General features: G+C 70.5%; 21 protein-coding genes and 5 pseudogenes. 7 read left to right on the top strand and 19 right to left on the bottom strand.

Translation table 11 applies throughout. The annotated features are described in order from the left end of the window. Nucleotides 1-104: 104 nt before the first annotated feature. Nucleotides 105-212: pseudogene (locus ACFWUY_RS31700) on the bottom strand (LexA family protein); the annotation flags it as partial. A 133-nt stretch (nt 213-345) separates the two neighbouring features. Between ACFWUY_RS31700 and ACFWUY_RS31695 the strand changes: the two are divergent. Further along, nucleotides 346-669, top strand: a pseudogene (locus ACFWUY_RS31695) (ATP-binding protein); the annotation flags it as partial. A gap of 53 nt (nt 670-722) precedes the next feature. Here ACFWUY_RS31695 and ACFWUY_RS31690 read toward each other — a convergent pair. Next, on the bottom strand, nt 723-1,619 hold the full coding sequence (locus ACFWUY_RS31690) for a polysaccharide deacetylase family protein (protein ID WP_384117781.1): 897 nt from the start codon (nt 1,617-1,619) through the stop codon (nt 723-725). A 180-nt stretch (nt 1,620-1,799) separates the two neighbouring features. Here ACFWUY_RS31690 and ACFWUY_RS31685 point away from each other — a divergent pair. Further along, nucleotides 1,800-2,607 (top strand): annotated as a pseudogene (locus ACFWUY_RS31685) (IS5 family transposase). Here the strand turns inward: ACFWUY_RS31685 and ACFWUY_RS31680 are convergent. From ACFWUY_RS31680 to ACFWUY_RS31625, 12 genes and pseudogenes are all read right to left on the bottom strand, one after another. Next, a complete protein-coding gene (locus ACFWUY_RS31680) occupies nt 2,595-2,846 on the bottom strand; it encodes an NAD-dependent epimerase/dehydratase family protein (protein WP_384117778.1) in 252 nt (83 codons plus the stop codon). The pseudogene ACFWUY_RS31685 and the gene ACFWUY_RS31680 sit on opposite strands and share 13 nt — an antisense overlap. 457 nt (nt 2,847-3,303) lie before the next feature. Beyond that, nucleotides 3,304-3,456, bottom strand: a pseudogene (locus ACFWUY_RS31675) (NUDIX domain-containing protein); the annotation flags it as partial. Between the two features lie 505 nt (nt 3,457-3,961). Further along, a complete protein-coding gene (locus tag ACFWUY_RS31670) occupies nt 3,962-4,630 on the bottom strand; it encodes a DUF6445 family protein (RefSeq protein WP_384117775.1) in 669 nt (222 codons plus the stop codon). After that, nucleotides 4,627-6,447 carry an alpha/beta hydrolase family protein gene (locus tag ACFWUY_RS31665; protein WP_384117772.1) on the bottom strand — a complete coding sequence of 607 codons (1,821 nt, stop codon included), beginning with the start codon at nt 6,445-6,447 and terminating at the stop codon, nt 4,627-4,629. Before ACFWUY_RS31665 ends, ACFWUY_RS31670 begins: the two co-directional genes overlap by 4 nt. A 5-nt stretch (nt 6,448-6,452) precedes the next feature. Next, on the bottom strand, nt 6,453-7,208 hold the full coding sequence (locus ACFWUY_RS31660; RefSeq protein WP_384117769.1) for an ABC transporter permease: 756 nt from the start codon (nt 7,206-7,208) through the stop codon (nt 6,453-6,455). Next, the gene (locus ACFWUY_RS31655) at nt 7,205-8,134 is read right to left on the bottom strand and encodes an ABC transporter ATP-binding protein (RefSeq protein ID WP_384117766.1); all 930 of its coding nucleotides are present in this window, start codon (nt 8,132-8,134) and stop codon (nt 7,205-7,207) included. Before ACFWUY_RS31655 ends, ACFWUY_RS31660 begins: the two co-directional genes overlap by 4 nt. Next, on the bottom strand, nt 8,127-9,008 hold the full coding sequence (locus tag ACFWUY_RS31650) for a hypothetical protein (protein ID WP_384117760.1): 882 nt from the start codon (nt 9,006-9,008) through the stop codon (nt 8,127-8,129). Before ACFWUY_RS31650 ends, ACFWUY_RS31655 begins: the two co-directional genes overlap by 8 nt. After that, nucleotides 8,998-9,825: a hypothetical protein gene (locus ACFWUY_RS31645; RefSeq protein WP_384117758.1), complete on the bottom strand. Its 828-nt coding sequence runs from the start codon at nt 9,823-9,825 to the stop codon at nt 8,998-9,000. Before ACFWUY_RS31645 ends, ACFWUY_RS31650 begins: the two co-directional genes overlap by 11 nt. Further along, nucleotides 9,818-11,371, bottom strand: a complete 1,554-nt coding sequence (locus ACFWUY_RS31640) for a B12-binding domain-containing radical SAM protein (protein WP_384117755.1) — start codon at nt 11,369-11,371, stop codon at nt 9,818-9,820. The genes ACFWUY_RS31645 and ACFWUY_RS31640 overlap by 8 nt, the downstream gene beginning before the upstream one ends. Before the next feature lie 108 nt (nt 11,372-11,479). Then, complete coding sequence (locus ACFWUY_RS31635) at nt 11,480-11,605, bottom strand: hypothetical protein (protein ID WP_384117752.1); 126 nt, start codon at nt 11,603-11,605, stop codon at nt 11,480-11,482. Between the two features lie 5 nt (nt 11,606-11,610). After that, complete coding sequence (locus tag ACFWUY_RS31630) at nt 11,611-13,953, bottom strand: B12-binding domain-containing radical SAM protein (RefSeq protein WP_384117749.1); 2,343 nt, start codon at nt 13,951-13,953, stop codon at nt 11,611-11,613. 56 nt (nt 13,954-14,009) lie between these two features. Next, complete coding sequence (locus tag ACFWUY_RS31625; RefSeq protein WP_384117746.1) at nt 14,010-14,783, bottom strand: hypothetical protein; 774 nt, start codon at nt 14,781-14,783, stop codon at nt 14,010-14,012. A gap of 969 nt (nt 14,784-15,752) precedes the next feature. Here ACFWUY_RS31625 and ACFWUY_RS31620 point away from each other — a divergent pair. Beyond that, complete coding sequence (locus ACFWUY_RS31620) at nt 15,753-16,100, top strand: hypothetical protein (RefSeq protein ID WP_384117744.1); 348 nt, start codon at nt 15,753-15,755, stop codon at nt 16,098-16,100. A 106-nt stretch (nt 16,101-16,206) separates the two neighbouring features. Here ACFWUY_RS31620 and ACFWUY_RS31615 read toward each other — a convergent pair whose 3' ends face one another. The 5 genes from ACFWUY_RS31615 to ACFWUY_RS31595 all read right to left on the bottom strand — a co-directional run bounded on the left by ACFWUY_RS31615 (nt 16,207) and on the right by ACFWUY_RS31595 (nt 23,407). Next, the gene (locus ACFWUY_RS31615; RefSeq protein WP_384117740.1) at nt 16,207-16,446 is read right to left on the bottom strand and encodes a tyrosine-type recombinase/integrase; all 240 of its coding nucleotides are present in this window, start codon (nt 16,444-16,446) and stop codon (nt 16,207-16,209) included. A gap of 152 nt (nt 16,447-16,598) precedes the next feature. Further along, nucleotides 16,599-19,034, bottom strand: a complete 2,436-nt coding sequence (locus ACFWUY_RS31610; protein ID WP_384117737.1) for a polysaccharide lyase 8 family protein — start codon at nt 19,032-19,034, stop codon at nt 16,599-16,601. Nucleotides 19,035-19,509: 475 nt separating this feature from the next. Continuing rightward, complete coding sequence (locus ACFWUY_RS31605) at nt 19,510-19,998, bottom strand: hypothetical protein (RefSeq protein WP_384117732.1); 489 nt, start codon at nt 19,996-19,998, stop codon at nt 19,510-19,512. Nucleotides 19,999-20,032: 34 nt separating this feature from the next. Next, nucleotides 20,033-21,901: a hypothetical protein gene (locus ACFWUY_RS31600; RefSeq protein ID WP_384117729.1), complete on the bottom strand. Its 1,869-nt coding sequence runs from the start codon at nt 21,899-21,901 to the stop codon at nt 20,033-20,035. Between the two features lie 789 nt (nt 21,902-22,690). Continuing rightward, entirely contained in the window at nt 22,691-23,407 is a 717-nt protein-coding gene (locus tag ACFWUY_RS31595; protein WP_384117726.1) for a nitroreductase family protein, read from the bottom strand. A gap of 261 nt (nt 23,408-23,668) precedes the next feature. Between ACFWUY_RS31595 and ACFWUY_RS31590 the strand changes: the two genes are divergently transcribed. The 4 genes and pseudogenes from ACFWUY_RS31590 to ACFWUY_RS31575 all read left to right on the top strand — a co-directional run bounded on the left by ACFWUY_RS31590 (nt 23,669) and on the right by ACFWUY_RS31575 (nt 25,858). Beyond that, on the top strand, nt 23,669-23,986 hold the full coding sequence (locus ACFWUY_RS31590) for a hypothetical protein (RefSeq protein ID WP_384117724.1): 318 nt from the start codon (nt 23,669-23,671) through the stop codon (nt 23,984-23,986). A 46-nt stretch (nt 23,987-24,032) separates the two neighbouring features. Next, nucleotides 24,033-24,308: a hypothetical protein gene (locus tag ACFWUY_RS31585; RefSeq protein WP_384117721.1), complete on the top strand. Its 276-nt coding sequence runs from the start codon at nt 24,033-24,035 to the stop codon at nt 24,306-24,308. A 308-nt stretch (nt 24,309-24,616) separates the two neighbouring features. Further along, nucleotides 24,617-25,463 (top strand): annotated as a pseudogene (locus ACFWUY_RS31580) (IS5 family transposase). After that, the gene (locus tag ACFWUY_RS31575; RefSeq protein WP_384117718.1) at nt 25,460-25,858 is read left to right on the top strand and encodes a hypothetical protein; all 399 of its coding nucleotides are present in this window, start codon (nt 25,460-25,462) and stop codon (nt 25,856-25,858) included. Before ACFWUY_RS31580 ends, ACFWUY_RS31575 begins: the two are co-directional and overlap by 4 nt. Nucleotides 25,859-25,860 lie beyond the last annotated feature (2 nt).

Here is a 25,860-nt window from a genome sequence, read left to right as displayed (position 1 = left end):
CCCTTGTGCGACGGCGGCATACTGCCCACGGACAACCCCCTCCACCGTGATCAACCCGAAGATCATTCCACCCCGCCAGCCAACGTGACAGTGCCACCACAGCTGTCCCCCAGAGAAGCGACGATGTCGTCGTGGTCCGCTGAATCGGCCTGCCTCACGGTGACGATGTCTCCGTCGCAGATTGCCGCGTCGATCATGCTGTCGCCGACCACTTAACTAAATGAAAACAGCCACCCCGCCCGGTAAAGTTCCAGCTCAGCAAGTGTTGCCCCCGCGCCCGCGGGGATGGTCCGAGGGACAGGTCCGGGATGACGATCTGGCCGTCGTCGACCCCGCGCTCGCGGGGATGGTCCGCAGCTCAACAAGACCATCGCCCGCTACGGCCGCGTCGACCTCCTCTGCATCGACGAACTCGGCTACATGGAACTCGACCGGCATGGCGCCGAACTCCTCTTCCAGGTGCTGACCGAGCGCGAGGAGAAGAACAGCGTCGCGATCGCCTCCAACGAGTCGTTCGGAGGGTGGACGAAGACCTTCACCGACCCCCGTCTCTGCACCGCGATCGTCGACCGTCTCACCTTCAACGGCACGATCATCGAGACCGGCACCGACTCCTACCGCCTGGCCACCACCCGCGCGCGGGCCGAACAACCGGCCGTCACAGGCTGACCTCACAGTCAACTCAGCCGCCCGTCGTCCGCAGAGACGACGGGCCCGGGCAGTCATCGAGGGCCCACGCTCTGGGACCAGACTCGCTGAATCGTCCGATAGTCGATCACGGTGATGTCCTCCTGCCGGAGAACCTCACGGGCCTGCGGCGATGTCAGGAACTCGTAGTCCGTCCGCCGCACGAGCCAGCTACCGTCGACGGCCTGCGACTGCTCGTCGCCCAGACTGGGATGCACTGCCCATTCGTTGAGCCCGGCGGGCAGGTCTCGCAGCATCTGGGCGTATCGGGCCGCCTTGCCTTCGACGTCGAGGGAGAAGCTGTCCAGGAAGTCGTTGTCGGTGACAGGCAGTCCACGTTCCCGCATCGCCCGGCGCCCGGGTTCGAGCCAGACCCTGGCCGCGAGGCCGTACTCCGCCGCCAGCGCTACGGTCAGGTCGAGGATGTCGTCGCGGCCGCCATCAGCCAGGCAATGAAAGTCCAGATGGGACGGCGTGAGCCCGGCGTCGGCGACCGCATCGATCTGGGCGCGGAACTCGAGTTCGATCTCATCGAGCCGAGCCTGGCCGAGCAAGGCCGCCCGTCCGGCAGGGGTCGGCGAGAACAGCTCGCCCGCAGGGTCCAGCAGTGAGAGAACCCGTTCTTTGGCGACCAGCGGACCCCACGGAATGCCGGGCATCTCGCACACCAGAGTGAGGTGGATCCCGAACGGGATCTGCGGCCTCCTGCTGAGAAGTTTCATGGCCTGCGGCGCCCCAGGACAGGGGACCATCAGGCTGCACGAGGTGGCGATGCCCTCTTCGACCGACTCGATCACCGCGGCGTTGATCGCTGGATACATCCCGAAGTCATCGCAGTTGACGATCAGCAACCGAGCGTCAGGGGGATACCCCAGTAACTCACTCGACTGCTCCGAAGACACGACGGACGCGGGAGAGCTGACTTCATCCATGTCCGCAGTGTGAGACCTGGCCCGGACCTCCGCACAGCAATTTGCCATCGCAGAGCGACAGCGCCGTCATTTCTCGTGAACATCTACGAGCCTGCCGGTCACCAACTGCTGCCGCAACCAGTGAACAAACGCTGCTGCTGAACGTGAACGAAGCCAGAGGCAGGGCCTCTCGTCGTTGGCGTGGTGATTCCACTCGTCACACCGGTGACCGAAGGGGCCCTGGTGGTTCCGTACCCTGCCACGCTCGACGTCCCGCACGAGCTCGTCGAGCATGTCGCCTGGCTGCTGCACGAACACCGTCGGGCCCGCAATACCCGCTGCCGCAAGCTCGGCTGCTTCCAGCAGGCACTGCTCACCCTGGTCCATCTGCGGAAGAACGAGACGTTCTCGCAGCTCGGAGCCGGGTTCGGGATATCCCAGGCCACCGCCTGGCGGTACGTCGACGAGACCTTGGACGTCCTGGCCGGCTGGGCACCCGGCCTCCACGAAGCCTCACCGGTCTTGGTGAGGGCGACCACGTCATCGTGGACGGCACCCTGATCCCCACCGACCGCATCGCCGCGGACGAGCCGTACTACCCGATGAAACACCGTCGGCACGGCATGAACGTGCAGGTCATCGCCCGCCCCGACGGCACACCGCTGTGGTTCTCCCGCGCGACACCCGGCCGGCACCCACGACCTGACCGCGGCCCGCGCCCACAGCCGTCGTCCAGGCCTGCCTCACCCGGCAGGTCCTCGTCCTGGCGGACCGCGCCTACCAGGGTGCCGGCGCCACCGTCCGCACCCCGTACTACCGCCACCGCGAACAGCCCGAGCGCTACCAGCAGTTCAACCGCGACCACGCCCGGCTGAGAGCACCGGGAGAACGGGCCTTCGCACAGCTGAAGTCCTGGCGAATCCTCCGCCGGGCCAGATGCTCCACCCGCCGCATCGGCACCATCGTCCAAGCCGTCCACACCCTGCTGACCTGCAACTACTCAGGATGAAAGAGGTTCAGTGACTTCAGCAGAATGTGACCCTCCCGAGTTGCACGCCCGGGAGGGCCGTACTCCACGGGGGATCGTGCACTCACCCGCTTCGTCTCGTTGCACCGAGGTGTGCGATGTTCGCGCGGGTCGCCCGTCGAGAAATTGTCCAGGCACACCACCGAGTCACCGCGCCGCAAAAGCGTCTCGCATAGATGTGAGCCAAGGAAACCACCGCCACCGGTTACGGCAACGCGCATGATTTTCTCCAGGAAAGGGGAGCGAAATGGTCTTGCGTCCCGCCTGTACGGGAAGGCGCGGGGCGGATGACCGTACAAGCGGACAAGCAAGGTGTGGGGAATGCGTAGGGCGAGGGTATGGGCATATGTAGTTTTTTCGTGGAGGCGATTCGACGGCTGGGCCGTTCGGGCGTGCCGCGCGAGGGGTCGCACGGAGATACGACCCGGTTCGGAATTGAGCCGACTTTCGAACGGCGTAAACGCCGGGGTCACATGCATGTGTGAGGTCGGACCGTTCGCGTATGCCCGCCGGCGTGCCTGACCGGTGGCCTGGAAATTGCACACGCGTCCTGGGCGCATGAGTCCGGGATTCCGGGAGCTGTCCCGCAGATAGCCGGTGGGGCGGTGGCACCGGGTGCGAAGCGGATACTCACAAAATCCCGGCGTGGCGGCCTGTGGACGTGCCGAAGCTGCGCCTTCACGTGGGGCCGTCGGCGCCGGTCTCCTCCGTCAGCTCACGCACCGCCCTCTCGGTCGGCGTGGCATCGGTCGGCTCGAGACTGCCGCCGGGCTGCAGGGTGATCCCGCGGGCGAGGTGCTCAGCGAGCAGGACCTCGGCGTCATCGCGGACGAGCGGGGCGTCGGCGTGCCCATCCTGGCACCGCGAGCACCTTTGTCGGCGTTTCGGCCAACCGCCGCTCCCCGTAGCCCCGTTGAAGGGAACAGGTCGATGTGCCCTTCACGTTCCTTCACCCGCTCCGGCTCGGGACTCCACAACCGGCTGGGACACACCGGTTCGACATCTCGGCGTGGTGGTCGTTGAGCTTCACGATCACGCCACACGATCGTCCAGGAGGACCCGCAGCTGACCTCGACCACCATGAACGACCGGCGGAGGACGACACCGCCTCCTCCGCCGCCCGCGGGGATCACCTACAGCGGGCAGTACTCCGTCAATCCGCTCGCCGAGGTCTCCTTCCCGCGTATGCGCGCGCGGATCCCGGCCGTTCCGGGCCGGATCGCGCGGCTGTCGTGGCGGATCGACCGACGCCGGCGCGGGCGAGCCGGTCCTTCCGGCAGCTCCTGCGCGGGGGCCACGGCCGGCGCCTGCCGCGCGAACGGCCCGGCCGGGGACGTCACCTGTCCGCGGCCCGCCCCATGACACCGGTCGTGCCGGCGCCGTCCCGGTCGGGGTCGAAGTGGGCCGGGATGTGGCGGAAGAAGAAGTTGTGGATCAGCCGGGCCGAGGATTTACTGTCCCCGAAGTACTCCTGGGCCTGGTGGAACTGGCCGGGGTCGAACAGCACGAGCCGGTTGGGCACCATCGCCAGCGAGACCAGCTCCTGCCAGTTGGCGATGTCACCGCCGTCGGCGAGGATCTCCTGGGCGTCGGGGCGGTCCCGCAGCTCGAGGAAGTGCCGGACGCCCGTGCGCCGGTGGGCGTAGAGGGAGGTGCCGCCGCGGCACTGTTCCGCCGTGTTGAGATACAGCACACCGGCCCAGCGGGCCTCGTCCACGTGGATGCGGGCACCTCGGTGCAGGTTGACCTTCCAGTCCATGGCCGAGGACATGTGCAGGTGGTTGGCGATCAGTTCCTCCCTGCTCCCGGGGCCGAGCACCTCGCAGATCCGGCCGATGGCCTCCTCCTCCATCCAGCGGGGCGCCGGCGCGGTGCGGTAGGCGAAGGCGCTGTCCGTCCGAGGGGTGAAGGCGCACCCCAGGGCGGCCGCCCTGGCGCGTCCGAAGTCGGCGTACACGTCGTCCACGACGACGAGGGAGGCATGGTCGATGCCGCTGACGATCACTGCGAGGCTCCTTCCAGGTCACGGACGACGGCAGGGCAACCGCGGATGAAGGCCGTCACCTCCGCCACGGCCCGGCGGGAGGCGGCCTGACAGAACCGCTCCACATGGCCCACTGGGTAACTGCTGAGGGTCACGGGCGCCCGTTCGCGCAGCCGGTCGGCCAGCCGCAGGCCGTGCCGGGCGTCAGCCCGGGTGTCGTACGTTCCGGTCTGGATCAGCACCGGCGGCAACGGGTCGGCGGGCAGCGGCAGATGCAGGGGGGACAGTGCGGTGAGGGCCTTCAGCTGGTCGGTGCGGGACGGGTCGCCGAGCATCCCCGTCCAGTGCCTGCCGATGCCGAGACGGGGAAAGCCGACCAGGTCGGTGACCGGGAAGCGCAGGATCCAGCCGTCGAACAGTCCGGGTTCCAACAGCACCGCGCGTGCGGCGCCGACCGCGCCCATGCTGTGCCCGAGGACCAGGAGCGGTCGCCGCGGCCCTCTCTCCTCGCGCAGCAGGCGGGCCGCGTGCAGGAGGTCGTTGTAGCCGCGTTCCCCGCCGGGCACGCGGTGGGCGGGCACCAGCGACCGCGTCACCACCCGGGCGAGCGTCAGCTGCCCGGCGCGGGCCAGTTCCTCCAGGGCGCGCTCCAGGGGCGCGTTGGCGAGAGCGGTCAGCCCGCCGTGCTCCAGCAGCAGGACGGGGCCCGCGGTGCCGGACAGCTGCACGGGGAGCCGGTTGCCGTCGCCTGCCGTGCAGTACCGGGTGGTGCGGGGCAGGGGAGCGGGCCACGCGGACGCGCTCAGCGGACGCGGCCGGTGCTCGTCGTCCGGCAGCAGCTCCATCCGGCCGGTCACGGTGCCGTCCGGCCGCCGGGAGACCCGCAGCCACAGGGCGCAGTCCGCGTCGGGCGAAGCGGTGACCTCGGGGAACGAGTCACCGGGCCGCCCCCCGGCCACAAGACGCGCCTCGAGCGTGCCGCCGTCGACCCGGTACAGCGCCTCGGCAGCCTTCGCCCCGCGCCTGGTGACCGTACGGAGCAGCAGACTGCGCCGCGTGGCCCAGGCCCAGGCCAGTGCCGTCCCTTCGGGAAGGACGACGGTCCTGTCGGCCTCCCCGCCCCCGGGCGGGCCGGCGCGCAGTACGGCCCTGGGCGTGCCGAGCGCCTCACCGTGCCACCAGCGGTCCGCGCCCGGCAGCAGGCGGGTGCGCGGTGTCGTCGCCGCCGGCAGCGGAGTGAGGGCGGCCCGGCCCGTCGCCGGGTCCAGACGCAGCAGGCGCTGCGCCGTCACACCGTGCGCGGTCGAGCGGACCAGTACGGTCGCGGGGTCACCCGTCGCTTCCACGGTCACCAGGGCGAGGGGATCGTCGCCCAGGTCCACCGCACGGTCGTACGCGAAGGGTTCACCGGAACGGTGCACCGCCACCCTGAGCCCGTCCACCGGAGGGTCATCCAGCCGGGCCCCCGGTGGGAAGCCCGTGTACACGAACCCGGGCCCCGCCGCGCCGCCGGTCGCCGACGGCACACCCGCCAGGTGCACGAGGCTGGGGCGGCGGGCGAGCACGGCGTCCGGGGCGCCGGGCTCCGAGAGGTAGCCGTAGTCGCCGCCGGGACGGCCGTACAGGACGACCGGCCGGCCCGCGTCGGCCGGGTGGACGGTCAGCGGGGTCAGGCCGTCGGGCCCGTCGGGCACGTCGACGGCGTGGACCCCGGTCGCGTCTCCGCGCAGCAGCCGGGCACCCGACTCCGCGTCCTGCCACCAGTAGCCCGCCGTGCCGACGGTGATCAGGCCGTGCACGGCCGTCGGCCGGTCGGGGCTTTCGCCGATCGCCCGCATGCCGCTCAGCCCTGCTCGTTGGAGGTCAGTTCGTGCCTGTCCGCGGCCAGACGCAGGGCGACCACCACGAGCAGCGCGGCCACCAGGAACCCCGCGACGGCCTGTACCGGAAAGCTGTCGGCGGCGGGGGAGCGGACCAGCAGCACGCAGTACGTGAACGGGTTCACCGCCGCCAGCGCCCGCATGAAGGCCGGAAGGCCGTCCAGGGAGTAGAACAGCGGCGCCGTCATGACCAGCGGCAGACTGAACAGCGACGTCATGAGGTCGCGCTTGCTGTAACTGTTGATCCCGAATCCCAGTGCGCAGCCCGTCAGCACGGTCAGCAGACACACCAGCACGGCCAGGCCGGCCATCCGCAGGTCCTGGAGGGGGCTGCCCTGCCCGAGCAGCTGCTTCAGCACGAGGATGGCCGCGATCTGCACCGTGGCGACCAGGGTGTTCGCCGCCAGGATCGAGCCGATGTACTGCGGGAAGGACACGTCGGTGGTGCGGGCGACGGCGTACACGCCCCACTTGCGGTCGTTGGCCACGTCGCCCATGCACCAGAACAGGGCGCGGACGGCGATGACGACGAGCACGCCCGCGTAGGCGAAGTCGTCGTACGGCATGCCGTCGACGTGGGCGTCCGCCACGAGCGTGTTGAGGCCGGTGACCATGAACAGGAAATAGGCGGGGGCCTCGATGACCCGGCTGAGATGGCTGGTGCGCCAGTTCCACACGCTGAGCAGGTGGAAGCGGGCCAGCGTCAGGGACGTCTTCACTGCTGCACCGTCACACTCTCGGGGGCGGGGGTCCGTTCGGCGTAGCGCGCGAGGTAGACGTCGCGCAGGGACTGCTTCTCGGCGCTGAGGTCGTGCACCTGCAGTTCCGGTGGCAGCCAGGCGAGGACCGGGCGCAGCCCGGTGGCCAGCGGCACCTGCACCGACAGGCCGGTCCGGTCCGCGTCGGTCTCCAGGGTCCACTCGGGGGGCAGTGTGGTGGCGAGCCGGTCCGGGTACGACTCGGGCATCGGCTCGGCGAACACCAGGCTCACCTTCATGGTGGCGCCCGCCCGCCGGACGAACTCCCGGACCGGCAGGTGGGCGCGCAGCCGGCCCTCGTCCAGCAGCACGAGGTCGGACGCGGTCCGCTCGACGGCGTCCAGGTCGTGTGAGGAGACCAGCACCGTGGCACCTGCGGCGGCGCGCTCGCGCAGATGCTCCATGACGAGTTCACCGGCCGCCGGGTCCAGTCCCGCCGTCGGCTCGTCGAGCACGTAGACAGCCGCGTCGGCCACCAGGGCGCGGCCGATCTGCACGCGCTGCAACTGTCCGCCGGAGATGTACTCGGCCTGCTGGGAACGGACCTTGTCCAGGTCGAGCAGTTCCAGCACCCGGTCGACGGACGACACCGGCGTGCCGGTCAGCCGCGCCACCAGCTCGATGTTCTGACGGACCGTCAGGGACCAGTCGACCATGGTGCGCTGCGGCGCCCACATCAGCCTCCCGCGCCCGGTGTCGGTGGTGACCGTGCCGGACGTGGGACGGATCAGCCCCGAGACGATGTTCAGCAGGGTCGACTTGCCCGCCCCGTTGTGACCCACCACGGCGAGCAGGGTGCCGGGTTCCACGGTGAAGGAGACGCCGGACAGGGCCTCCGTCCCCGTGCGGTAGCGCTTGGTGATCTGATCGACGGTCAGGCTATGCACCGAAATACTCCTCCACGAGATCCGCGCCCGCTTGTTCGCCGCCCCCGGCGGGCAGCGTCAGCAGGCTCCGCGGCCGGCCGGCCGCGAGCGCGCCGTTCAGCCAGGACCAGGCTCCGGCCGGCCACACGCGCGGCGTGGGCCCGCCGACCGTGAGGCTCGGCGCCGCCGCGGGTGAGCGCCGTACCGCGACCAGGTGCACCGGCCCGAGCCGGCGTCCGACCGGCACGACCGCGCCCAGGCTCTCCGGCCGGGCCAGCACCACCTCGCCGCTCACCGTGCAGAAGGAGCGGCGCTGTTCCAGCCCGGCCAGAGCCCCTTCGCGCATCGCGGCCAGCGTACGGCCCCGCACCCCGACCGGCGTGAGGTACGGCCGTGCCGCCCCCGTGACGCGTTCCACGACGAGCAGCTGGTCCGAGGCGAGGGTCCATCCGCGGGCCAGCAGCGCCAGACCGAGACTGGTCTTGCCGCTGTGCGGATCGCCGTGGAAGGCCAGACAGCATCCCTCGCGTTCGAGCACCGTGGCCTGTACGGCGGCGATGTCCTCGCGCATGGCCCTGAACGGCGGCAGGGGCGAGGGCACCGACGACCAGCGGGTGAACCGCCGCTCCTCGATCAGTTCACCGCCCGGCTCGGAGCTCAGCCGGAACGACTTGGGCGCCTCGTCCTTGGCCAGCAGCGACCGCAGGAAGCCGTTCTCGCCGGCGGACAGCTCGACCCCGTACCGCGGACGCGCACCGGTCTCCGCTCGGTGCGGGCCGAAGAAGAAGTCGAGGTCGGCGGCGTCCATGGGGGTGCAGCGGACGCGCACCACGGTGCCGAAGAAGTCGAGCAGCCGCTCGGCGCCCCGGGGGGTCCGCGGCGGATCAGGCGGCATGGGCGTCTCCTCCTCCGGCCGGCCGCGGGCACACGGCCAGGAGTTCTTCCAGGTGCAGCCGGGGATCCCAGGTGACGCGCGAGGTGGGCCCGTCGGACCGCGCCTCGAAGCGGGCGCCGCGTGTCAGGTGCAGACGCCAGGCCAGACGGAGCGGCCGGTCGACCGGGGCGCACCGGCCGAGGCGCTGGGGACGCACCATCCAGGTGCGGCCCCACCGGGTGGGCAGGCACGGGGCGTCGGCCAGCAGAGCGGCGTCCAGCCAGGGCAGCAGGGGCAGACTGCGCTCACGGACGCCGACCGGACGGCCGTAGTAGTACAGACGTCCCCTGTCCTGCCGGTCCGTGACGAGCAGGTCGTCGGAGACGAACTCCCAGCTCCGACGCAGGAGCTGCAGGAGGACCACCGACTTTCCGGCTCCGCTGTCCCCGGTGACCGCGAGTGCCCGGGCGCTGCCGTCGGGTGCGGCGAGCGCGGCCCCGTGCCGGACGCGCACGAGGTCGCGCAGCGGGGGCAGGCCGAAGGGCGGCACGGGCGAGGGCAGCCGGGCGCGCGCGCCCCACTCCTCGTAGAGCCGCCACGGCCCGGCGGACGTGCGCCACCAGACGCGCTTGGCGGCGGCCGTGCCCAGCGCCGCCGTGAAGGAGCCGCCGTCTTCCGTCTGCAGACGGACCGCCAGCTCGGCCGGCGACCCTTCCGGTACGAGGTGATCGCTGAGGTAGTAGCGCAGGTGGGCGGTGTCGGCGGGGTCCGGGCAGCGGAACTCCACGGTGACGTCCCGGAACCGCGCGGTCACGGTCGTACCGCCGGGGTCAGGCATCGAGACCGACCTCCATCCCCTGCTCGCGCTGCCAGGCGGTGAGTTCCTCGCTGATCCCCCGCCGGTCGGCCCGGTACTCCGGCTCCTCGGCGGGCATGCCCCGGATCCGGCTGGGAATCAGGGAGCAGGCGTGTTCCCGCGGGCTGAGGACGCTGTCGAACATCCGCCACGGGAACTCGACGCTCAGCCCCAGCTCTTCGCGCTCGTCCCACAGTCCGCTGCCGGGACGCAGCTCGCACTCGGTGAGGTACTTGGGCGCCGGAAGCCCCGCCCCGCGGTGGGCGCGGATCTCGTCGAGCAGGCGCCGGCGATGATCGGGAGTCTCCTTCGGATGGCCGATCATCACACCCCACACGCTGTGCATCCCGAACTCCCGGGCCGCGTAAAGCATGCGCACCCCCTCCTCGACGGTCTGCTGTTTGTTCATCAGGTCGAGGTGGTCGTCGAGCAGCGTCTCGATGCCGAGCTGAACGGTCACCCGGCCCAGGGCGGCGAGCTGGCCCAGCCGCTCCCGGCCGAAGTCGGGCCTGATCTCGCAGAACACGCGGTAGTCGTGCCGCTCACCGGAGTCGGCCAGCGCCTGGACCAGCCGCGGGGGCAGCGCGGTGTCGAGGAACTGGAACCGGCGCTGCCCGTAGGTCCGCGCCAGATGGGCCATCTCCGCCAGGACGCGCCCGGGGTCGTGCATCTTGAACCGGGCGTCGTAGGAGTCGTTGAAGTTGCAGAAATCGCACTGGTCCCAGTAACAGCCGCGGGACACCTCCATGCTCACCACCAGCCGGTCGCGCAGCCACGGCCGGCGCAGACTCGCCTCCACCAGGGCGGACTGCTCCGCGTACGCGTCCTTGAAGGCGCGCGCCCGGCCCGTGACGAGCCGGCGCCGGCCGCCCAGGGCGTGGTGCACGGCGTCACCGAGGACGTCCTCCGCCTCGCCGTACACCACGACGTCCACCTCCTCGTGCAGCGCGAGGACGTCACGGGCGACCTGGAGGGAGCCGAAGTAGCCACCGAGCACCACACGGGGCCGGGGCACGCCCCTCTCCCGTGCGACGCGTGCGACACGGCGGGCCAGCAGCAGACTGGGCAGCAACTGGAAGTGGGTGCTTGTCAGGCAGAGCACCTCGGTACCGACGACACGCTCGGCCAGCCGGTCGAGATAGTCGTCGAACAGCTCGCGCAGCCGCGCCTCCTCCTCGGCCGTGGCGAGGAACTCCGTGCGGGCCAGTTCCTCGCGTTCCGCCCGGTGCGCGGCGGTCGGTGCCGACCACAGCGGCAGCAGCGCGACGTCGGCGGCGAAGTGCCGGTTGGTGAACAGCTTGTACGCGCTCTCCGTCAGACCCCGTCCCCGGGCGTGGGCGTAGAACTCCATGTGGGCCGGCAGGAACCGGGCCCGGCAGCCGAGCTGTCGCAGCCGCCGGGTGATGAGGACGGCCGGGTAGCAGGTCGCGAAGGGCGTGAAGAACGGCAGCGAGACCACGGCCACGGTCGCCGCGGGTGCCGTGCGGGCCACCGGCGTCAGCGGCAGGAGTGCGGGGCTCTGCGTCATCGGTGTCCTTCCGTGCGCCTTGTCGTAGCGTGGCGTGCGCGATGATCGGGTGCGGGTCCGGTGCACCGGCTTGGCCCCGGTGCACCGGACCCGGCCCCTGGGGGCGGGTCAGTCCACGACGAACTGCTTGTGCAGGCCGGAGGCCATGATGGCCTCCTCGATGGTGGGTTCGAAGAATCCGTCGTCCTCGAACTCCACCTCCGCCTCTACGGCGTCGAGCTGCTCCTCTGCCATGTGTCTCACCTCCTCTCGGCCAGTGGGTGCGGTGACCTGTCCGGCGTCTCGACGGACAGGAGCCGGTCGACCAGCAGCCGCCACACGAAGGCGCGCAGCCGCGGTACGGATCCCGGGGCGCAGCGCGCGGCCAGGCCGGCCCACGAACTGCCCTCGCCGGCGGCGACGACGCGGGCCACGGCGGCGCCCGATGCGGACAGCCGCAGCCGTCGCCCGGTGATCCGCGAGGTCAGGAAGGTGTCGGCGGCCTCGGTGACCAGCCGGGTGCCGGGGCCGGGGCGCAGCAGCAGATCGCCGGTCAGCTGGGCGGCCGAGGTCAGCAGGCCGGCGTCCGGCCCGGCGGGTTCCAGACACCGATGGTGCAGCGCGGCCCGCACCAGGGCGAGCTCGGAGGAGTCGCGGCACAGCTCCGCGGCGGTCGCGGGCAGGCCGTCCAGCAGTCTGCTGGGAAGACTGAACAGGGCGCCTTCCCGGGGCTCGTACAACAGGGTCTGCTCGCCCTTGCGGAGCCGGACGACCCAGCCCCCGGCGGAGCGCAGCGGCATGTGCTCCCAGTGCGGCCCGGGGCAGGGCACCCCCGGCGTGCCGTCGCCGTCGTCGCCGCGTTCGCCGGGGCGCCGGGCGGCCGCCCGCAGGAAGACGACCTCCTCGGCGGGCCGGTCCTGATCGCCGAAGGCGGCGCCGAGGACGCGGTCGGCCCGGGCGGCGATGTCCCGGTCCTCCGCGCTCGCGGGCTCGGGCAGCGGGCCCACGTAGTCGTAGCGCAATGCCATCTGAAGGTCCTCGCCCGGATCCTGGTGGAGCACCCGTACCTGGTACCGGTCGGGTGCGGCGGCGACCGGGGACAGGGCGTCGAGGACGAACGGACCGATCCCGAAGGTGCTGTCCGGCACCGCGTACCGCTCGCGCGAGCGGGCCAGCGTGGCCGCCGCGAACTCCACCGTGCGTGCTGTCTGCCAGCGCGCCTCGCCCGGGAACCCGGCGATCCCGAACAGGTGCACGCTGATGCCCGAGGCCAGGAGCGCGTCCAGGTTGGGTGCGATCCAGGACGCCTTGATGTCCTTGCGCATCCGGTCCAGGACGTCCTGGTTGTACGACTCGAGCCCCAGGTCGAGACGGCGGCAGCCGGCCGCGTACAGCGCGTCCGTCAGCCGGCGGTCGATCGTCGGGGAGAACCGGGTCTCGCCGTACCAGCGGTAGTCGCGGTCGGCGAGCCCGTGCGCCAGCGCCCGCATGCTGCGGACGGTGAGGATCTCGTCCACGAACTGGAAGGAGCGGATGCCGTGGCGCCGGTGCAGTTCGTCCATCTCGGCGACGACGGCCTCCGGTGCGCGGATGCGGAACTTGTCGGAGGCGAAGGGGATCGCGCAGAAGGCGCACTTCCAGGCGCAGCTGCGGGAGGCGATCACCGGGAGCACCGGGCCCGGCGCCAGATAGCCCTCGGCCAACGGGTGATCGGTGAAGTCGGGCACGGGCAGCTCGGCCAGCGAGGCGGTCGCGGACGGGCACCGGTGCAGCTCGTCACCGTCCGGTACGACGATGCCGGGCACGCCGTGCAGGGGCCGGCCGGACAGCAGCCGGTCGACGAGATCGACGATCGACTCCTCGCCCTCGTAGCACACCAGGGAGTCGATCAGCGTGAAGAACGGATGACCCGGCCGGAGCCGGTCGGCGATCCGGGTGACGAAGTTCCCCCCGACCGTGATGTGCACCTCGGGCCGCTCCCGTTTGATGAGGCGCGCGGCGGTCAGCGCGGCGATCAGCTGGGAGTCGGCGGACACGGAGAGACCGACGACTTCCAGGTCCGGCAGGGCGCGCAGCCGGGGCACCAGAACGCGCTCGAAGACGTGCACGTACGGGTTGTGCACGGCGTCGGCCACGGCGCGCATGACCTGCCGGCTGGAGACGGGACGGTGGCGCAGGTCGAACCGGTCGAAGCTCAGCTCCGCGCCCGGGGTCAGGGCCGCGATGCCGTCCAGGACGGCCTGGCAGACGGCCGTCGCGGCCCGGTGACCGTCGACGTCGGTGACGCTCTCCGGCGAGCGCAGGAAGGCCGCCGCGCGGTCCACCGACGAGCGGGCCGCCTCGAACTGGTCGCGGGCCCGGGTGCCGAGGGTCCGCTCGCGCTCGGCGGCGTAGCCGCCGGCCCCGTCGGGACTGAGCAGATGGCGCATCGTCTCGGCCGACAGGTCCAGCGCGGACGCTGGCACGTGGTGCCGGCGCAGCACCGCCAGGAGCAGGGGCACGGCGAGGTGGGGGGCGTACGGGTTCCACAGCGGAGGGTTGATCAGGAGCATCCGGGACGAGCTGGGCCGCTCGTGCGGAGGAGTGGGCGTCTGCGCGGGCATGGACTCACCTCGCCCCCTCGCGGGGGAATCGGCCGGTGTGGACGCGGCACGGGCTCTCAGGAACGGTCGGTATAAGTGCCTTCGCCGTTCCAGCGGGCGATACGGCCGGGCACGAAGGTTTCCCGCACCGTGTTCTCGTCCGGTACCCAGGACCGGCCCAGAAGTCGGCGCGTCAATTCCTCGAGGGGGCTTTTATTATTTGGGCCGCCAGCGAGATTCATGGGATCGCTCAGTGCCACGACCGGATTCGATATGAATCTTGGTCCGCCCCGGGGATTGGATGCCGACCGGTGCGCGGTCAGCGGATGCAGGATCCAGGCGTCCCCCGCTTTTCCGGTGAGGTGGAGGTGATCCTCCGGTCTGCCGACGTAATCCCGGGCGGGAATGCGCGCGCTGGTCAGTCCGGCCGGATGGCGGGCCAGGTGGCGGAGGATGTCCGCCGTGGCCGAGGGCGCCGCCACGGTGGCTCCCTCGCCCCTGCCGACGTCGGACCAGAGGATGAACAGCAGCAGCGCCTGTTCGGGGCTGTCCGGATGGTGCACGAAGAAGTCGCCGTCCACATGCCAGCTCTCGGACAGTCGCGTGGTACGGAAATTGCAGATCATGGCGTTGCTGAGGCGGACGGGCCGCCTGATCCGGCCGACGCCGCCGAGCAGCGCGCACACAGCCGACCAGAGCACCGGGGCCACGTCCGCGAGGTCCGCGACGCGGCTCGGGGGCAGCGAGGTGAGACCCGCCGGCACCGTGAGCCGGCCGTCGGTGGACAGTCCCTCGCGCCGGAGCGTGGTCTCGAAGAGCGTCCGGAGGCGGGATCCGGGCGTGAGATCCACGGCGCTTCTCACCCGGACATATCCATCCCGAAGGAAAGATGACGCGATTTTATCGGATGAAACAGCAGAGACGTGTGCGCTCTTGGAGGGATGGAGAAGCGATCCATGGAAGGGCGTAGGAACATTCGTCAACGGAGCTCCCGTTGCTTGTCTGTCCGAGCGCCGCGAGGCTAGCAACGCTCAGTTCGCAGCGTCAATGACCATGGCAAGCCCCGCCCTCGAACCGTAAACGGTATAAACTGGACCGCCTGTTTTTCAAACGCAGAATTCCCGCCGTCTCGGCCGGCTGATCGGCGAGCCGCCGGGCGGGTATTTCGACAGGTCATCGGCAGGCGTACCCCCTCGTGCCCGTGGGAGGGCCCCCGCATGCTCACGCTGAGCAACCATCGAAATCGAGCCAGGCCCGAGCGATCCCTACCGTCGCCGGCCTCGAACGGACCGGCGTGGACTCGCCACAGGCGGAGCGCGTCCGAGCCGGTCCCGCCACGGGCCTCCTTCGACCTGACGGCTCCAGGAACCCTCATCCGGCACGTACGGCACCGACTCGCTCGGCCCGGGGCCACGGTGGTGAGCGACTGTGCGCCCACCTCGGCATCACCCGCTCCGGCTTCCCCGACCGGCCGCCGTACCACCTCCGTGAGGATCGCCCGGCAGGCCGCCGAGGGCGGGGCCGTCGCTCCGCCGGGGGGGTGCCCCTATGTCTTTGGTCAAGGTGGTCGGGTCGGTGTCTGGTGGGTCTGGCAGTGTGGCTGTCGTGAGTGATGACGTGTCTGTTCGGGGGGCGGCTGGTGAGGCCATGCGTCCGTGCGACCTCTGTGGTCACCCGGTCGTGATCGACTCGATCGACGAGCGTGACTGCCCGGTGTGTGGCGAGGGTGCTGAGGTTCAGCCCGAAGTAGCCGGCTGGGGGGCGTTGTCACGCACCCAACAACGTGACAACGCCCCCCCGACGCCCCGGAGGAGGTCCTGATGCGTGTGTTCGCACGGTTCGGCGGGACGTTCTCCGCCTGGATCGCGGAGACGCACCCCCGCTTTCCCCGCGCCGGTCTCGCCGCGCGCTACGCGGACCACCCGGACGGCAACTACCGCCGGCTGGCCGTCCGGGACCCGGCCGCCACCCCCACGCTGATCGAACGGCTCAGCCATGATCCCGCGGTGTGGACACGCCAGGCGGCGGCCCGCGACCCGCGCCTGCCGCTCCACCGGCTCCGCGAAGCCCTCCACGTCACCGAACTGGCCTCCAGCGCGGGCGCCAACCCCGCACTCCCGAAGGGCGAGATGACCGCCGTCCTGGACTGGGCCGGCGTTCCCGCCTGACCACCGAACACAACCGCCCCACCCGGCATCGCTCTCCTCCGGCCGGTCCGGACAGACCTCGATACGAGGGTCATGATCAACCGGACGCCCCTGGGGCCGGGCCGGGTCACGGGCCGATGCCGACGAGGGGGCTGTTCTTCACGCGGTTGGCGTCGTCCATGTAGCGGGCCAGGACGCGGGAGCCGTCGGCCCAGCCGCCGGCGCGGGCGATCTCCAGCGGGTCGTGTCCGGCGGCCCGGGCTGCGGTGGCGAAGCCGCGGCGCAGCGAGTGGCCGGACCAGTCGCCGGACAGGCCGGCGGCGTCGGCCAGGCGCTCGATCACCTCGGCGGCGGCCTCGGCCGTCATCCGTCCGGCCGGGTCGCCGATCGTCCGGCCGCCCCGGGTGATCGGCGGGGGCGCACCCCGACGAGAGGAGGGCCCACCTGGGAACAGGTCGCATCGGCCCACCGTAGGGCCCGAGCCGCCCCCCCGCGCACGCAGGCGCGTCGCGGCGGGTTTCACGCGAGCCTGACCACCGCCTTGTGCGTGGCGGCGAGCGTTCCCGGAGTGATCCGGAGCTGGAGCGCGGAACCCGTGGCCACCACCTGGACCGTCGCGTCCTTGGACAGCACCGCCGACACTGGGCGGTTCCAGGTGAGGTCGATCGTCGCGCCGTCGCGCAGGGGGCCGGAGACGCACACCGTGGCGGTGGTACCGGACTCCCGGATCAGCACGGACGCGGGGGCGCCGGTCGTGACGTTGCCGACCGTGCCAGCGAGCCAGAAGTTGATGCCGGTGAAACCCAGCGCGGGCACGCGTACGCCCTGCTGTTCCTTGGTGTTGGCGAGGACGGTGAGCCAGTTCGTGTCGGCCGCGCGGGCGGCCGTCTGCGCCTGGCTCGCGCCGGGCATCAGGACGTAGGAGTACGCGGCCCAGGTCGGATCGGTGCCGTGGTCGAACCAGAGGGTGAGGTACCGGCGGGTGACCGGATCGGTCACGGCGCCCTTGTTGATGTCCGACCACGCGCCCGTGCGGGCCTGGCGCAGGGCCTTCAACGCCGGGGCGCCGCCGGGGAAGACGTACCCCGCGTGGCCGGCGAGGTGCGCCCACCGCGTGCCGGTGAGGGTGGCGCTCCAGCCGAGCGTGGTCGGCTGGGCCGTGCCGTCGACGGTGAAGGCGTGCACGCCGGTCTCACCGAGGTTGCGGTTCTCCACGACCGACTCGACGCCCGTGCCGTCGCGCCCGTGGATCCCGGAGCCCAGGCAGACGATCGCGTCGTCGAGGAAGAACCAGGACTTCTTGGCCAGGAGCGTGGAGGAGAGTCCCTTGAGGTACTGGCCCACGGCTGCGTACGTGCCGTCGGTCGTCCCGCCCACCCAGCGCACGTCGGGCCGGGCCGCGCCCCAGGTGCCGCCTTCGCCGTCGGCGAGCGGCTTGCGGGAGGCGGTGGTGCCGGGCAGCCGGTACGGGTCGACCGTCGGCCAGAAGTGGTCGCTGTACTGCCCGTTGGCGAAGGTGTCGCCCCACCAGTAGAGCATTCCCGAGCCGCTGTGCCAGGCGCGCAGGTTCTCGCCGTTGCCGTTCTCGTAGTAGGTGATCCGGTTCGAAGCCATGGAGAGCGAGGCCGCCCAGCCGGCGCGGCGGTGCACGGCCCGGTCCATACCGGAGAAGAGGCGGTGGCCGGACGGTTCGGGGCTCGCCGCGGCCGCGCCGTCGTCGACGGTCTTGAGGCGGGCGAGCGCGGCGACGCCCAGCGCGGGGCTGGCGAGCAGCGGGCTGTAGTAGGCGCGGGCGATCCAGCCCTTGACCATCCCCTCCCAGCGGGCCTTCTCCGCTGCCGACGCGCTCTGCGCGAGCAGCGCTACGCACGCGATGATCGAGTGGCCGCGCAGATGGTCGTCCTGGCGGACGCCCCGGGTGTCCGACTTCTGTATCCCCCGGCTGATCGCCCGCCCGGATACGGCGTCCATGGCCAGACCGTTGAAGAGGAAGGGCGCGTACGCCTTCTCCACCGAGTCGAACACCACCTGCCGGCCGCTGTCGGTGACCTCCCATGGCGAACCCTTGAGCAACGCGAACAGCAGGGACAGGCCGCCGAGCATGACCGCGCCGTACGAACCCGCGTAGGGGACGTAGGTGTGCTGGATGAAGCTCCCGTCGGCGAAGAGCCCGTCCCCACTTGTGACGTACGGGAAGACCGGCGAGAGCGCGTCACGGGCCAGGGTCAACTTCGCGGCGGATCTGCCGACGACGCCCCGCAGGGCGAGGACCCGGCACAGGTCGACCCGGTTGGAGCCGGTGGACGTGCCGGTGTAGTTCGCCACCGCGCTGTCGGGGATGAAGTGGTCGACGGCGGCGCAGTGTTCGGCGATCCGGGTCGCACCGAGGTGGTCGTACAGCAGGACGTCGATGTCGAGCAGCGCCTGCGGGATGCCGATCTGCCAGTTGTACCAGTTGCCGTAGCGGACCTGTGTCGCGTGGTACGCCTGGTCGTGGAGGTGGTCGAGCCCGGCGAGGATCTCGGCCCGCAGGGCCGTGTCGCTGGTGAGACCCGTGCCGGGCTGGGAGTACGCCTCGGCAAGGGTGCGCAGCCGGTGGTAACTGGTGTTGAGGTTCCCGGAGTACGTGTACGACTCGGCGTCCGTGTCCGGCTCGGGGTCCGCGTAGGGCAGGTCCGGCCAGAGCGAGCCGTTCGTCCGGGCCATGGAGGAGCGCAGACCACGGGCGGTGTCGCCGAGCGCGGCGAGCTTCGAGGCGAAGGGCTCGGCGGTCGGAGTGACGTTCGTACCGAGGATCAGCTCCCGCCACGTCACGCGCAGCGCGTCGTACGCGTCGGCGGCGCGCGCGGGCGTCGCGGTGAGCGGCACCGCGAGCGGTGCTACGGCGGTGGTGCCCAGGGCGGCACGCAGCAGACCGCGTCGGGACAGCAGGGAAGCGGGCACGGAGGAGTGCATGGCGGGGCGGACCTCCTGGGGAAGAGCGCCCGGCGGTCGGCGCTGTGGCCGACAGCATGCCCGGGACAGAAAGCGATTGCTACCCCCTAAGGACCGGGATTCCGCAGCGCGCGACCCGAATCGGAGCCAGCCGCTCCGAAGCCCGGCGGGAACGGTGGGCCCGCCGGGCGCGAGCGAGCCAGGGCCGTCGGCCAGGCGGCCCTGGTGGGCCAAGCCCGCCGAGAGCGGTGGGCAGGTCTACCGGAACGGTGATCCCGCGCTTCCCGTGCGGTAGCCGAGCGTCGCTCGCGTTCGGTTAGGGCTATCGGGATGATGACGACCGAGCGCGGCCTGGTCGCCCCGGCTGCCGGCGGTAGCGTCCTGGCCCAGTGGGAGACCACCCTCACCACGGCCGCGCCCAGCTCGTCGGGCACGTCCGGGCCGTGTCGTTCGACGAGGGGTCCGGCCGTCTGGACGTCGTCCCCGGCGCCCCCGCCTACGGCACGAAGGCCCGCTGGTGTGCGCCGAAGCTCATTGCGGTCGCCAACAGAGCGGTGCTCGAGGCGAACGTCCGGCCCATGCACGTCCTGGCGCCCGCCGCCCGGTCCGCCACCACGACGACGCCGTCCCCAGCGGTTGCCGACGAACAGGCCCGCGACCGGTCGTTCCGGCCAGGCCGGTCAAGACGAGGGAGAGCGCGTCGGCCGGCTGCCACCGTGCCCTCGCCGCCCACCGCGCGGTCGTCCCGCCCCGCCAGGAGCGCCTGACCCTGGCTGCCGCCGTCGTACGGCAGGAACAGGTCCGCCGCGAGCTCGCCGCCACCGTTCTCCCCGACGCCGGGCAGGATCAGGAGGGCGAGGTGCTGACGTCGCTCGAGGACGTCCGTGCCCAGCAGCGTCAGACCGACGAAGCAGTGCGTGCGGCCGCAATCCGCCGCGCTCGTGCCGAGCGTGCCGGTACGACCAACTCTCCCTCGCTGCGTCAAGCCGGGTGAGCTCGTGCGCTCCTTCCGGCCGGCTTCAGCGGAAGCGCCAGTCGGTGAATACCTGTTCGGCGTCGGCTTCGACGACGTCCCGCAGGTCTTCGTCGTCGTCCGGGGCGTCCAGGTCGAGTGCGGTGAGGACGTGCCGGTAGTACTGGTAGGCGAAGTGCGGGTCGCCCGCTGCCAGCAGGGACGACAGAAGCGGCTCGTCACCGGCCGTGGACCGGTCGACCTGGACCAGCACCTGGACGCGTTCGTTGGTGCTGAGAGAGGGGAGCGCGGAGCCGAGTTGATACTCCAGTCGCTTCCAGCTGGTCGTGATTCGTTCCCGCGCCGCCTTCTTCAGGGCCCCGCGGACGGCCGCCGCAGCGGGAACGAGATGCGCCGACAGCTCGGCGGGCTCCGTGATCGTGTTCGGCTTCAGTTGCGCGGCGGGGGAGATCTTCTCGGCCGCGTCCGGTTCTCCCGCGGGGGCGGCGAGCCTTTCCACCCAATCGTCCACCTTGCGCTGCTCGGCCGCAGACAGCAGGTCCCCGGCCTCCTTCGCCGCACGCACCAACTCCTCAACGAGCTGCTTCTGCTGTTCAGCAGACAGTTCTTCACGACGTAGACGACCGGTGATGCTCTGGACCTGCCCCCGCGCCCTGTTGCGCGCCTTGCGCTCCTGAGCCTGTGTCACTGGCTGTGCTTGCCGTTCCTGAGCCTCTGCCGCGCGACGCTGCTGCGTCCGCTCTTCAACCGCTGCCACACGGCGTTCGTCCGCTTCCCGCCGTTTCCGGGCAGCCTGCTGACGCGCTTCTCGAAGGAGCGTGTCGGCCGCCTGGAGAATGCCCGCCTCCTGCGGCGTGGTGGCTCCGTCGCCCTGGATGAACTTTCTGAGCTGCGGAGTCAGCGTCGAGACCTTGAAGACGTGACCGAGCCGGACCGCTTCGTCGAGTCCGGCGAAAAACCGCCGGCGGACACGGTCCTGCTGGCCGATCCAGGCGTTCGCGTGGTCGATCGCGCGTTGCAGGTGCTCGAGCGCCTGCCCCTCGCAGCGAGGCACCTGGAGCTGTGCCGTGTCCCGCAGCTCTCGGACGGCGGCGGTCTCCTTCCTCTGTACGGCGCTGTTGATGAGCCGGGTCAGAGCACCGATCTGTACCGGACCTTCCTCCTTCTCACGGCGCGGCCGCGGCACCGGGGCACGTTCTTCGGCGGCACGTGCGACCTCGAGGCGGGTGACGACGGGGGTGATGAGTCGGCCATGCTCGTCGACGGTGCAGTCCGCCAGCTCGAAGTCCCAGTCGGTGCCCATCATCGGGAGCTCAGTGCCGAGCATCATGACCCGCTGGTTGCCCTCGCTGACGAACTTGACGCGGTTGACGTAACCCCGGCGTACCAGGGTGCGGTAATCGATGGGGACGCCGGGACCGAGAATGATGTCGCTGGCCTCCGCCGCGTCCCAGTCGGGCGGCATGGCGCGGTCCATGTGCAGCAGCAGCGTGTGCCCGCTCAGTTCGATCTCCACGAGGGAGCCGACCGGTGCGTCGTCCCGGTCGATGTAGCGGTAGCGCGGGGTGTAGCCCTGGCCGCGCAGCCATGTCTGGGTGGCTGCCCGTACGTACAGGTGGTCCGCGCTCGCGACGCCCCGGGAGCGGCGGCCGCATTCGGGCAGCAGGCCGTCGGGGTCGGGGAAGTGGGCGAAATGGCTGACGCGGACGTTGCCCCGTCTCGTCAGGAGCTGGCCGCCGCACCCGCCCAGCAGGATCCCGCACCAGAACGTCGTCTCGGAGAACTCCTCACGGAACTCGTCGAGCTCGTCCGCATCCGTCGGACAGACCACCGGATCATCGGACTCGGGATTCGCCAGCACGGCCGTCTGGATCTGCCGGTTGTCAACGCCCATCGCCAGCCCTTTCGCCAGCACAGCCCAGCTCTCACGCCCGCAGGAGAGCATCCTGTGGGCGTGAGAGGAGGTAGATCACCATCAGCCGTTCAGCCTAACGAGCGTCACGGAGAGTCGTGTTGGAATGCGGGAAACGCAGTCAACGCGACGGGTCGACTCCGTTGTTCGTCCCGACCGTCGGCGTTCGCGTCGCTGCTCGGTTTCCTTCCCGTGGCAGGCCAGCGCTCTGGTTCCGGCGGTTGCCTGCCCACAGCCGGTGGCCGGGTCTAGGCGGCGAGGTAGGCCGCGCGCAGACGGGTCAGCAGATCCTGGAGATCGGCTGGGGAAAAAGCGGCTACGGGCCTTGACCCCGGATGTTGAACACGTCTATTCAGCTCGGGTCAGGGGGCCTTGCCCCCCTGACCAAACATGACTGCGCCGGTGCCGGCCACCGCTCCCATCCTGTGCCAGGCCGGGTGAGGCACCGATCCGTACGGCACACCACCCGATCGAAGGACACCGGCCCTTGCCCGCCTCCACCTCAAGAGCTCGCGGAGCGATCCGTATCCACGGTGTTTCCCCAGCTCAGGCCGTCCTCCCGGAGATGCTTTCCGTCTCCGGGCGAGGACTCGACGGCAGGCATGGCATGGGGGAGCGGCGAACTGCAGGCGCTACGGTGACGCCGATGTGGCGTGCTGGTGACAACCCCTGTTGGCCCGTCGCCCTCCTGTTGCTCCGTGCCTTCCTGTTGCCTCGCGCCCTGCTGCGCGGGGCAACAGGCGCGTCTGCTCCCTGGCCTGACCGCGGTTTGGCCGACAGTGCCCCCGAGACCTACCAGCGGTCGCGGTGCACGACCTCGGAGACCGGACGGCGGCGCACCGGCCCGAAGTTACCCATCGGCCAGCCGACGGGTATCGCGGCAAAGGTGCGCATGTCCTCGGGAATACCGAGGGCTTGCTTCCACTCCTCCTCCAGCATCAGGTGCCAGATGGTGATGTTCGCGGCGAGGCCGAGGCCTCGGGCCGCGAGGAGCAGATTCTGTACGCCGGGATAGACGCAGGATCCTTCGGCCAGAGCCATGAAGCGTTCCTGCGTGTCCACCATGCGCTGGGTCGCCGCCGGTCCGAGGGCCTGTGCGGAGGCGAGGTAGCCCTCCTCGGTCACCCGCGGTGCGGGAAACTGATGGCACGGGATGACCAGCACAGGAGTGTCGGCGAAGTGGTCACGCTGGTACTCGATCGCGGCGACCATCCGACCGTAGGCGGCCTCGTCCATCCCCTCAGGAGCCAGCGCGCCCGTGGTGGCCAGGTAGGCGTCAACGCACCGCCTCCACAAGGGGGCGAGACGGGCCATGACGTCCCGGTCGGTGACGACGACGTACTCAAAGCGCTGCATGTTGCCGCCGCTGGGCCCCCAGACCGCAGCCTGGACGAGCTGCTCGACGAGGTCTTCGGAGACCGGGTCGGGCTTGATACGGCGCATGGCGCGCATGGTGGACATGGTGTCGAAGAGACGCGGGTCGGTGTCCGCACCGGTGAAATCGATCATGATCGCGGAGTGTAGACCTCGCCACTGCACCTGCGGAGCCGCGCTGAGCGGGGATCGCGGGCTGAAGGGATGTCCCCGGGCTTTCCGGGTCGGTGAAGGCGGCGGGCGCACCGGGTGTGGTGGGAGGTGGCGAGGCCCTGGTCGCGATCGACTCCCTGGCCGCCGCGCCCGCCCAGATCGACCTGGAAGTCGGCCAAGGGCTGGCCGCCGCCAGATACTGCCTTCTGGACGAAGTCGAGACCTTCCGTCACTCTACTTGTCATGAACTCGACCCGTAAGGCGAGTGTCGTCCTCTCCGTGATGGCCGTTCTCGCTCTGAGCAACGCTGGTGTTGCGCAGGCGGGACCGACCGTGCCGGAACACGCCGTCATCGTCTGCGACAGTGCCAGCTTCTACGCGAACTACGACAGTGCGTCAGGACCGGTCGGTCTGAAGCGGACCCTGTTCCGCGGTGACAAGGTCGGGCACACCCGCGGTGCCCACCCGGTCTACAACGGCTGGGCGGCCACCTTCGATTTCGGGCCCAATGACTGGGGCTTCGTCAGACACGAGTGCCTAGGGGGCTTCGGTTCCTGGTGAACGACGCACACGACAAGACGACGGAGAGGACGCGTACATGACCCGCATGAGCAGATTCGCCACCCTGGCCCTGGCTTTCGCCGCGGTAACCGCCCTGACCATCACCCCCGCCACCTCCGCCAACGGCACGGTCGGCCAGCGCGAGACCGTCTGCGCCCAGGACCTCTTCGTCCGGGTCACCGCCCCGCACGGAGCGTGGATGGGCACGCTCTACCGAGGACAGACCTTCCTCGTGGAGCAAGGCGGCGGTGACTGGGTCTACGGCTTCGCCTACGGAAACATCAACCGCCGGGGCTGGGTTCAGAACGGCTGGTTCTGCTGAACCCAGTTCCACCGAGACCTATCTCCTCATACCGGCGGAACATCTGGTGTCCCGCACAGACCCGCCGTCCCGGCTCAGCCGAGGGTCCCGCCGCCCGCGTCGACGTCAGGTGGTGGTGACGAGGTGGGCGAAGACGACGAGGTGCCTTGACCCCGAATCCTGGACACGGGTTATGCGGCTGGCGCCAGCGTAGTTGATGTTGTTAGTGGGCGGTTCGTGAGTCTTTGAGTGGATCTACTATCGCCTGATGGTGTGGTGTTGGGGCGGAATCTGCCGGTCCACGGTTGCTGATCTGGTGATGTGATCGGGTGAGCGAACGCAAGCCGCACCTGAGTGACTTATCGGACGAGCAGTGGTCGTTGATCGAGCCGGTGATCACCGCGTGGAAGGACTGGCACCGCTCGGTCAGCGGCCACCAGGGTGCCTACGACATGCGGGAGATCGTGAACGCGATCCTCTACCAGGGGCGACCGGCTGCCAGTGGGCCTACCTCCCGCACGACCTGCCCCAGAAGAGTGCGACCTACTACTATTTCGCCGCCTGGCGTGACGACGGCACTGACCAGGTCATCTATGAACTCCTGCGCTGCCAGGTCCGTGAACGCGCCCGCCGATTAGAGGACCCGACCCTGGTGGTCCTGGACACCCAGAGTGTTCATGTGGCCGCCAGGGTCCCCGCCTCCACGACCGGCCACGATCCGGCCAAGCGGGTGCCCGGCCGCAAGCGCGACCTGGCCGTGGACGTCCTCGGCCTGGTCATCGCGGTCGTCGTCCTCGCCGCGAACACCCACGACAACGCCGCGGGTATCGCCCTGCTGGACCAGGTCGCCGAGCACCCCGGCGGCACCGTCCGCAAAGCCCTGGCGACCAGGGCTTCAAGAACCAGGTCGTCGCGCACGGTGCCGGCCTGGGTGTCGACGTCGAGATCGTCGCACGCAACCTGCAGGTCAAGGGGTTCGTGCCGCAGCCGAAGCGGTGGAGGGTCGAGCAGACCTACGGGATCCTGATACTGCACCGGCGCCTGGTCCGCGACTACGAGCACCGCCTCTCCTCCTCCGCCTCCCGCGTCTACTGGGCGATGGCCCACGTCATGATCCGACGCCTCACCGGCACGAACACCCCCACCTGGCGCGAAGAACGGGCGGTGGCAGCGTGAACATCCAGCCCTTGCTCGACGCCCTGGACCTTCAGGAAGACGCCGCCCGGGCCCTGGCGGACGGCCTCCGTGCACAGATCGACGACGTGCAGAGCCGGTTGGGGGAGGCCGAGACGCACCTGGAGCACCTCGCGATCACCCGAAAGACCGTCGCCGGCCTCGCCGACCGGCTCCCGGTCGTCGCGCCGGGCCTGCCCGAGCACCCGGACTACCCCCGCATCCTCGACGCCTTCAAGCACGCGACCGGGCCGCTACGGGCCAAGGACGTCTGCGAAGCCCTCGGCCACGAACTGCTGCCGAAGAACATCGAAGGCACCCGCGCCAAGCTGAAACGCCTGGTCAAACTCGGCATCCTCACCGAGGCCGGCACCGGCAACTTCGCGAGAAAGCCGTAGCC

Origin of the sequence: Streptomyces sp. NPDC058664 (assembly GCF_042716635.1) — a bacterium.
Classification (GTDB): Bacteria; Actinomycetota; Actinomycetes; order Streptomycetales; family Streptomycetaceae; genus Streptomyces.
The sequence above is the reverse complement of the archived record's forward strand: the minus strand, read 5'-3'. Positions and strand labels throughout refer to the sequence as shown.

What these genes read in the sequence shown, in the direction of transcription:
- ACFWUY_RS31690 (WP_384117781.1), bottom strand. Translation starts at nt 1,619, where the DNA reads ATGGATGAAGTCAGCTCTCCCGCGTCCGTCGTGTCTTCGGAGCAGTCG.
- ACFWUY_RS31680 (WP_384117778.1), bottom strand. Translation starts at nt 2,846, where the DNA reads ATGCGCGTTGCCGTAACCGGTGGCGGTGGTTTCCTTGGCTCACATCTA.
- ACFWUY_RS31665 (WP_384117772.1), bottom strand. Translation starts at nt 6,447, where the DNA reads ATGCGGGCGATCGGCGAAAGCCCCGACCGGCCGACGGCCGTGCACGGC.
- ACFWUY_RS31650 (WP_384117760.1), bottom strand. Translation starts at nt 9,008, where the DNA reads ATGCCGCCTGATCCGCCGCGGACCCCCCGGGGCGCCGAGCGGCTGCTC.
- ACFWUY_RS31645 (WP_384117758.1), bottom strand. Translation starts at nt 9,825, where the DNA reads ATGCCTGACCCCGGCGGTACGACCGTGACCGCGCGGTTCCGGGACGTC.
- ACFWUY_RS31640 (WP_384117755.1), bottom strand. Translation starts at nt 11,371, where the DNA reads ATGACGCAGAGCCCCGCACTCCTGCCGCTGACGCCGGTGGCCCGCACG.
- ACFWUY_RS31635 (WP_384117752.1), bottom strand. Translation starts at nt 11,605, where the DNA reads ATGGCAGAGGAGCAGCTCGACGCCGTAGAGGCGGAGGTGGAGTTCGAG.
- ACFWUY_RS31630 (WP_384117749.1), bottom strand. Translation starts at nt 13,953, where the DNA reads ATGCCCGCGCAGACGCCCACTCCTCCGCACGAGCGGCCCAGCTCGTCC.
- ACFWUY_RS31620 (WP_384117744.1), top strand. Translation starts at nt 15,753, where the DNA reads ATGCGTGTGTTCGCACGGTTCGGCGGGACGTTCTCCGCCTGGATCGCG.
- ACFWUY_RS31615 (WP_384117740.1), bottom strand. Translation starts at nt 16,446, where the DNA reads ATGACGGCCGAGGCCGCCGCCGAGGTGATCGAGCGCCTGGCCGACGCC.
- ACFWUY_RS31610 (WP_384117737.1), bottom strand. Translation starts at nt 19,034, where the DNA reads ATGCACTCCTCCGTGCCCGCTTCCCTGCTGTCCCGACGCGGTCTGCTG.
- ACFWUY_RS31595 (WP_384117726.1), bottom strand. Translation starts at nt 23,407, where the DNA reads ATGATCGATTTCACCGGTGCGGACACCGACCCGCGTCTCTTCGACACC.
- ACFWUY_RS31590 (WP_384117724.1), top strand. Translation starts at nt 23,669, where the DNA reads ATGAACTCGACCCGTAAGGCGAGTGTCGTCCTCTCCGTGATGGCCGTT.
- ACFWUY_RS31585 (WP_384117721.1), top strand. Translation starts at nt 24,033, where the DNA reads ATGAGCAGATTCGCCACCCTGGCCCTGGCTTTCGCCGCGGTAACCGCC.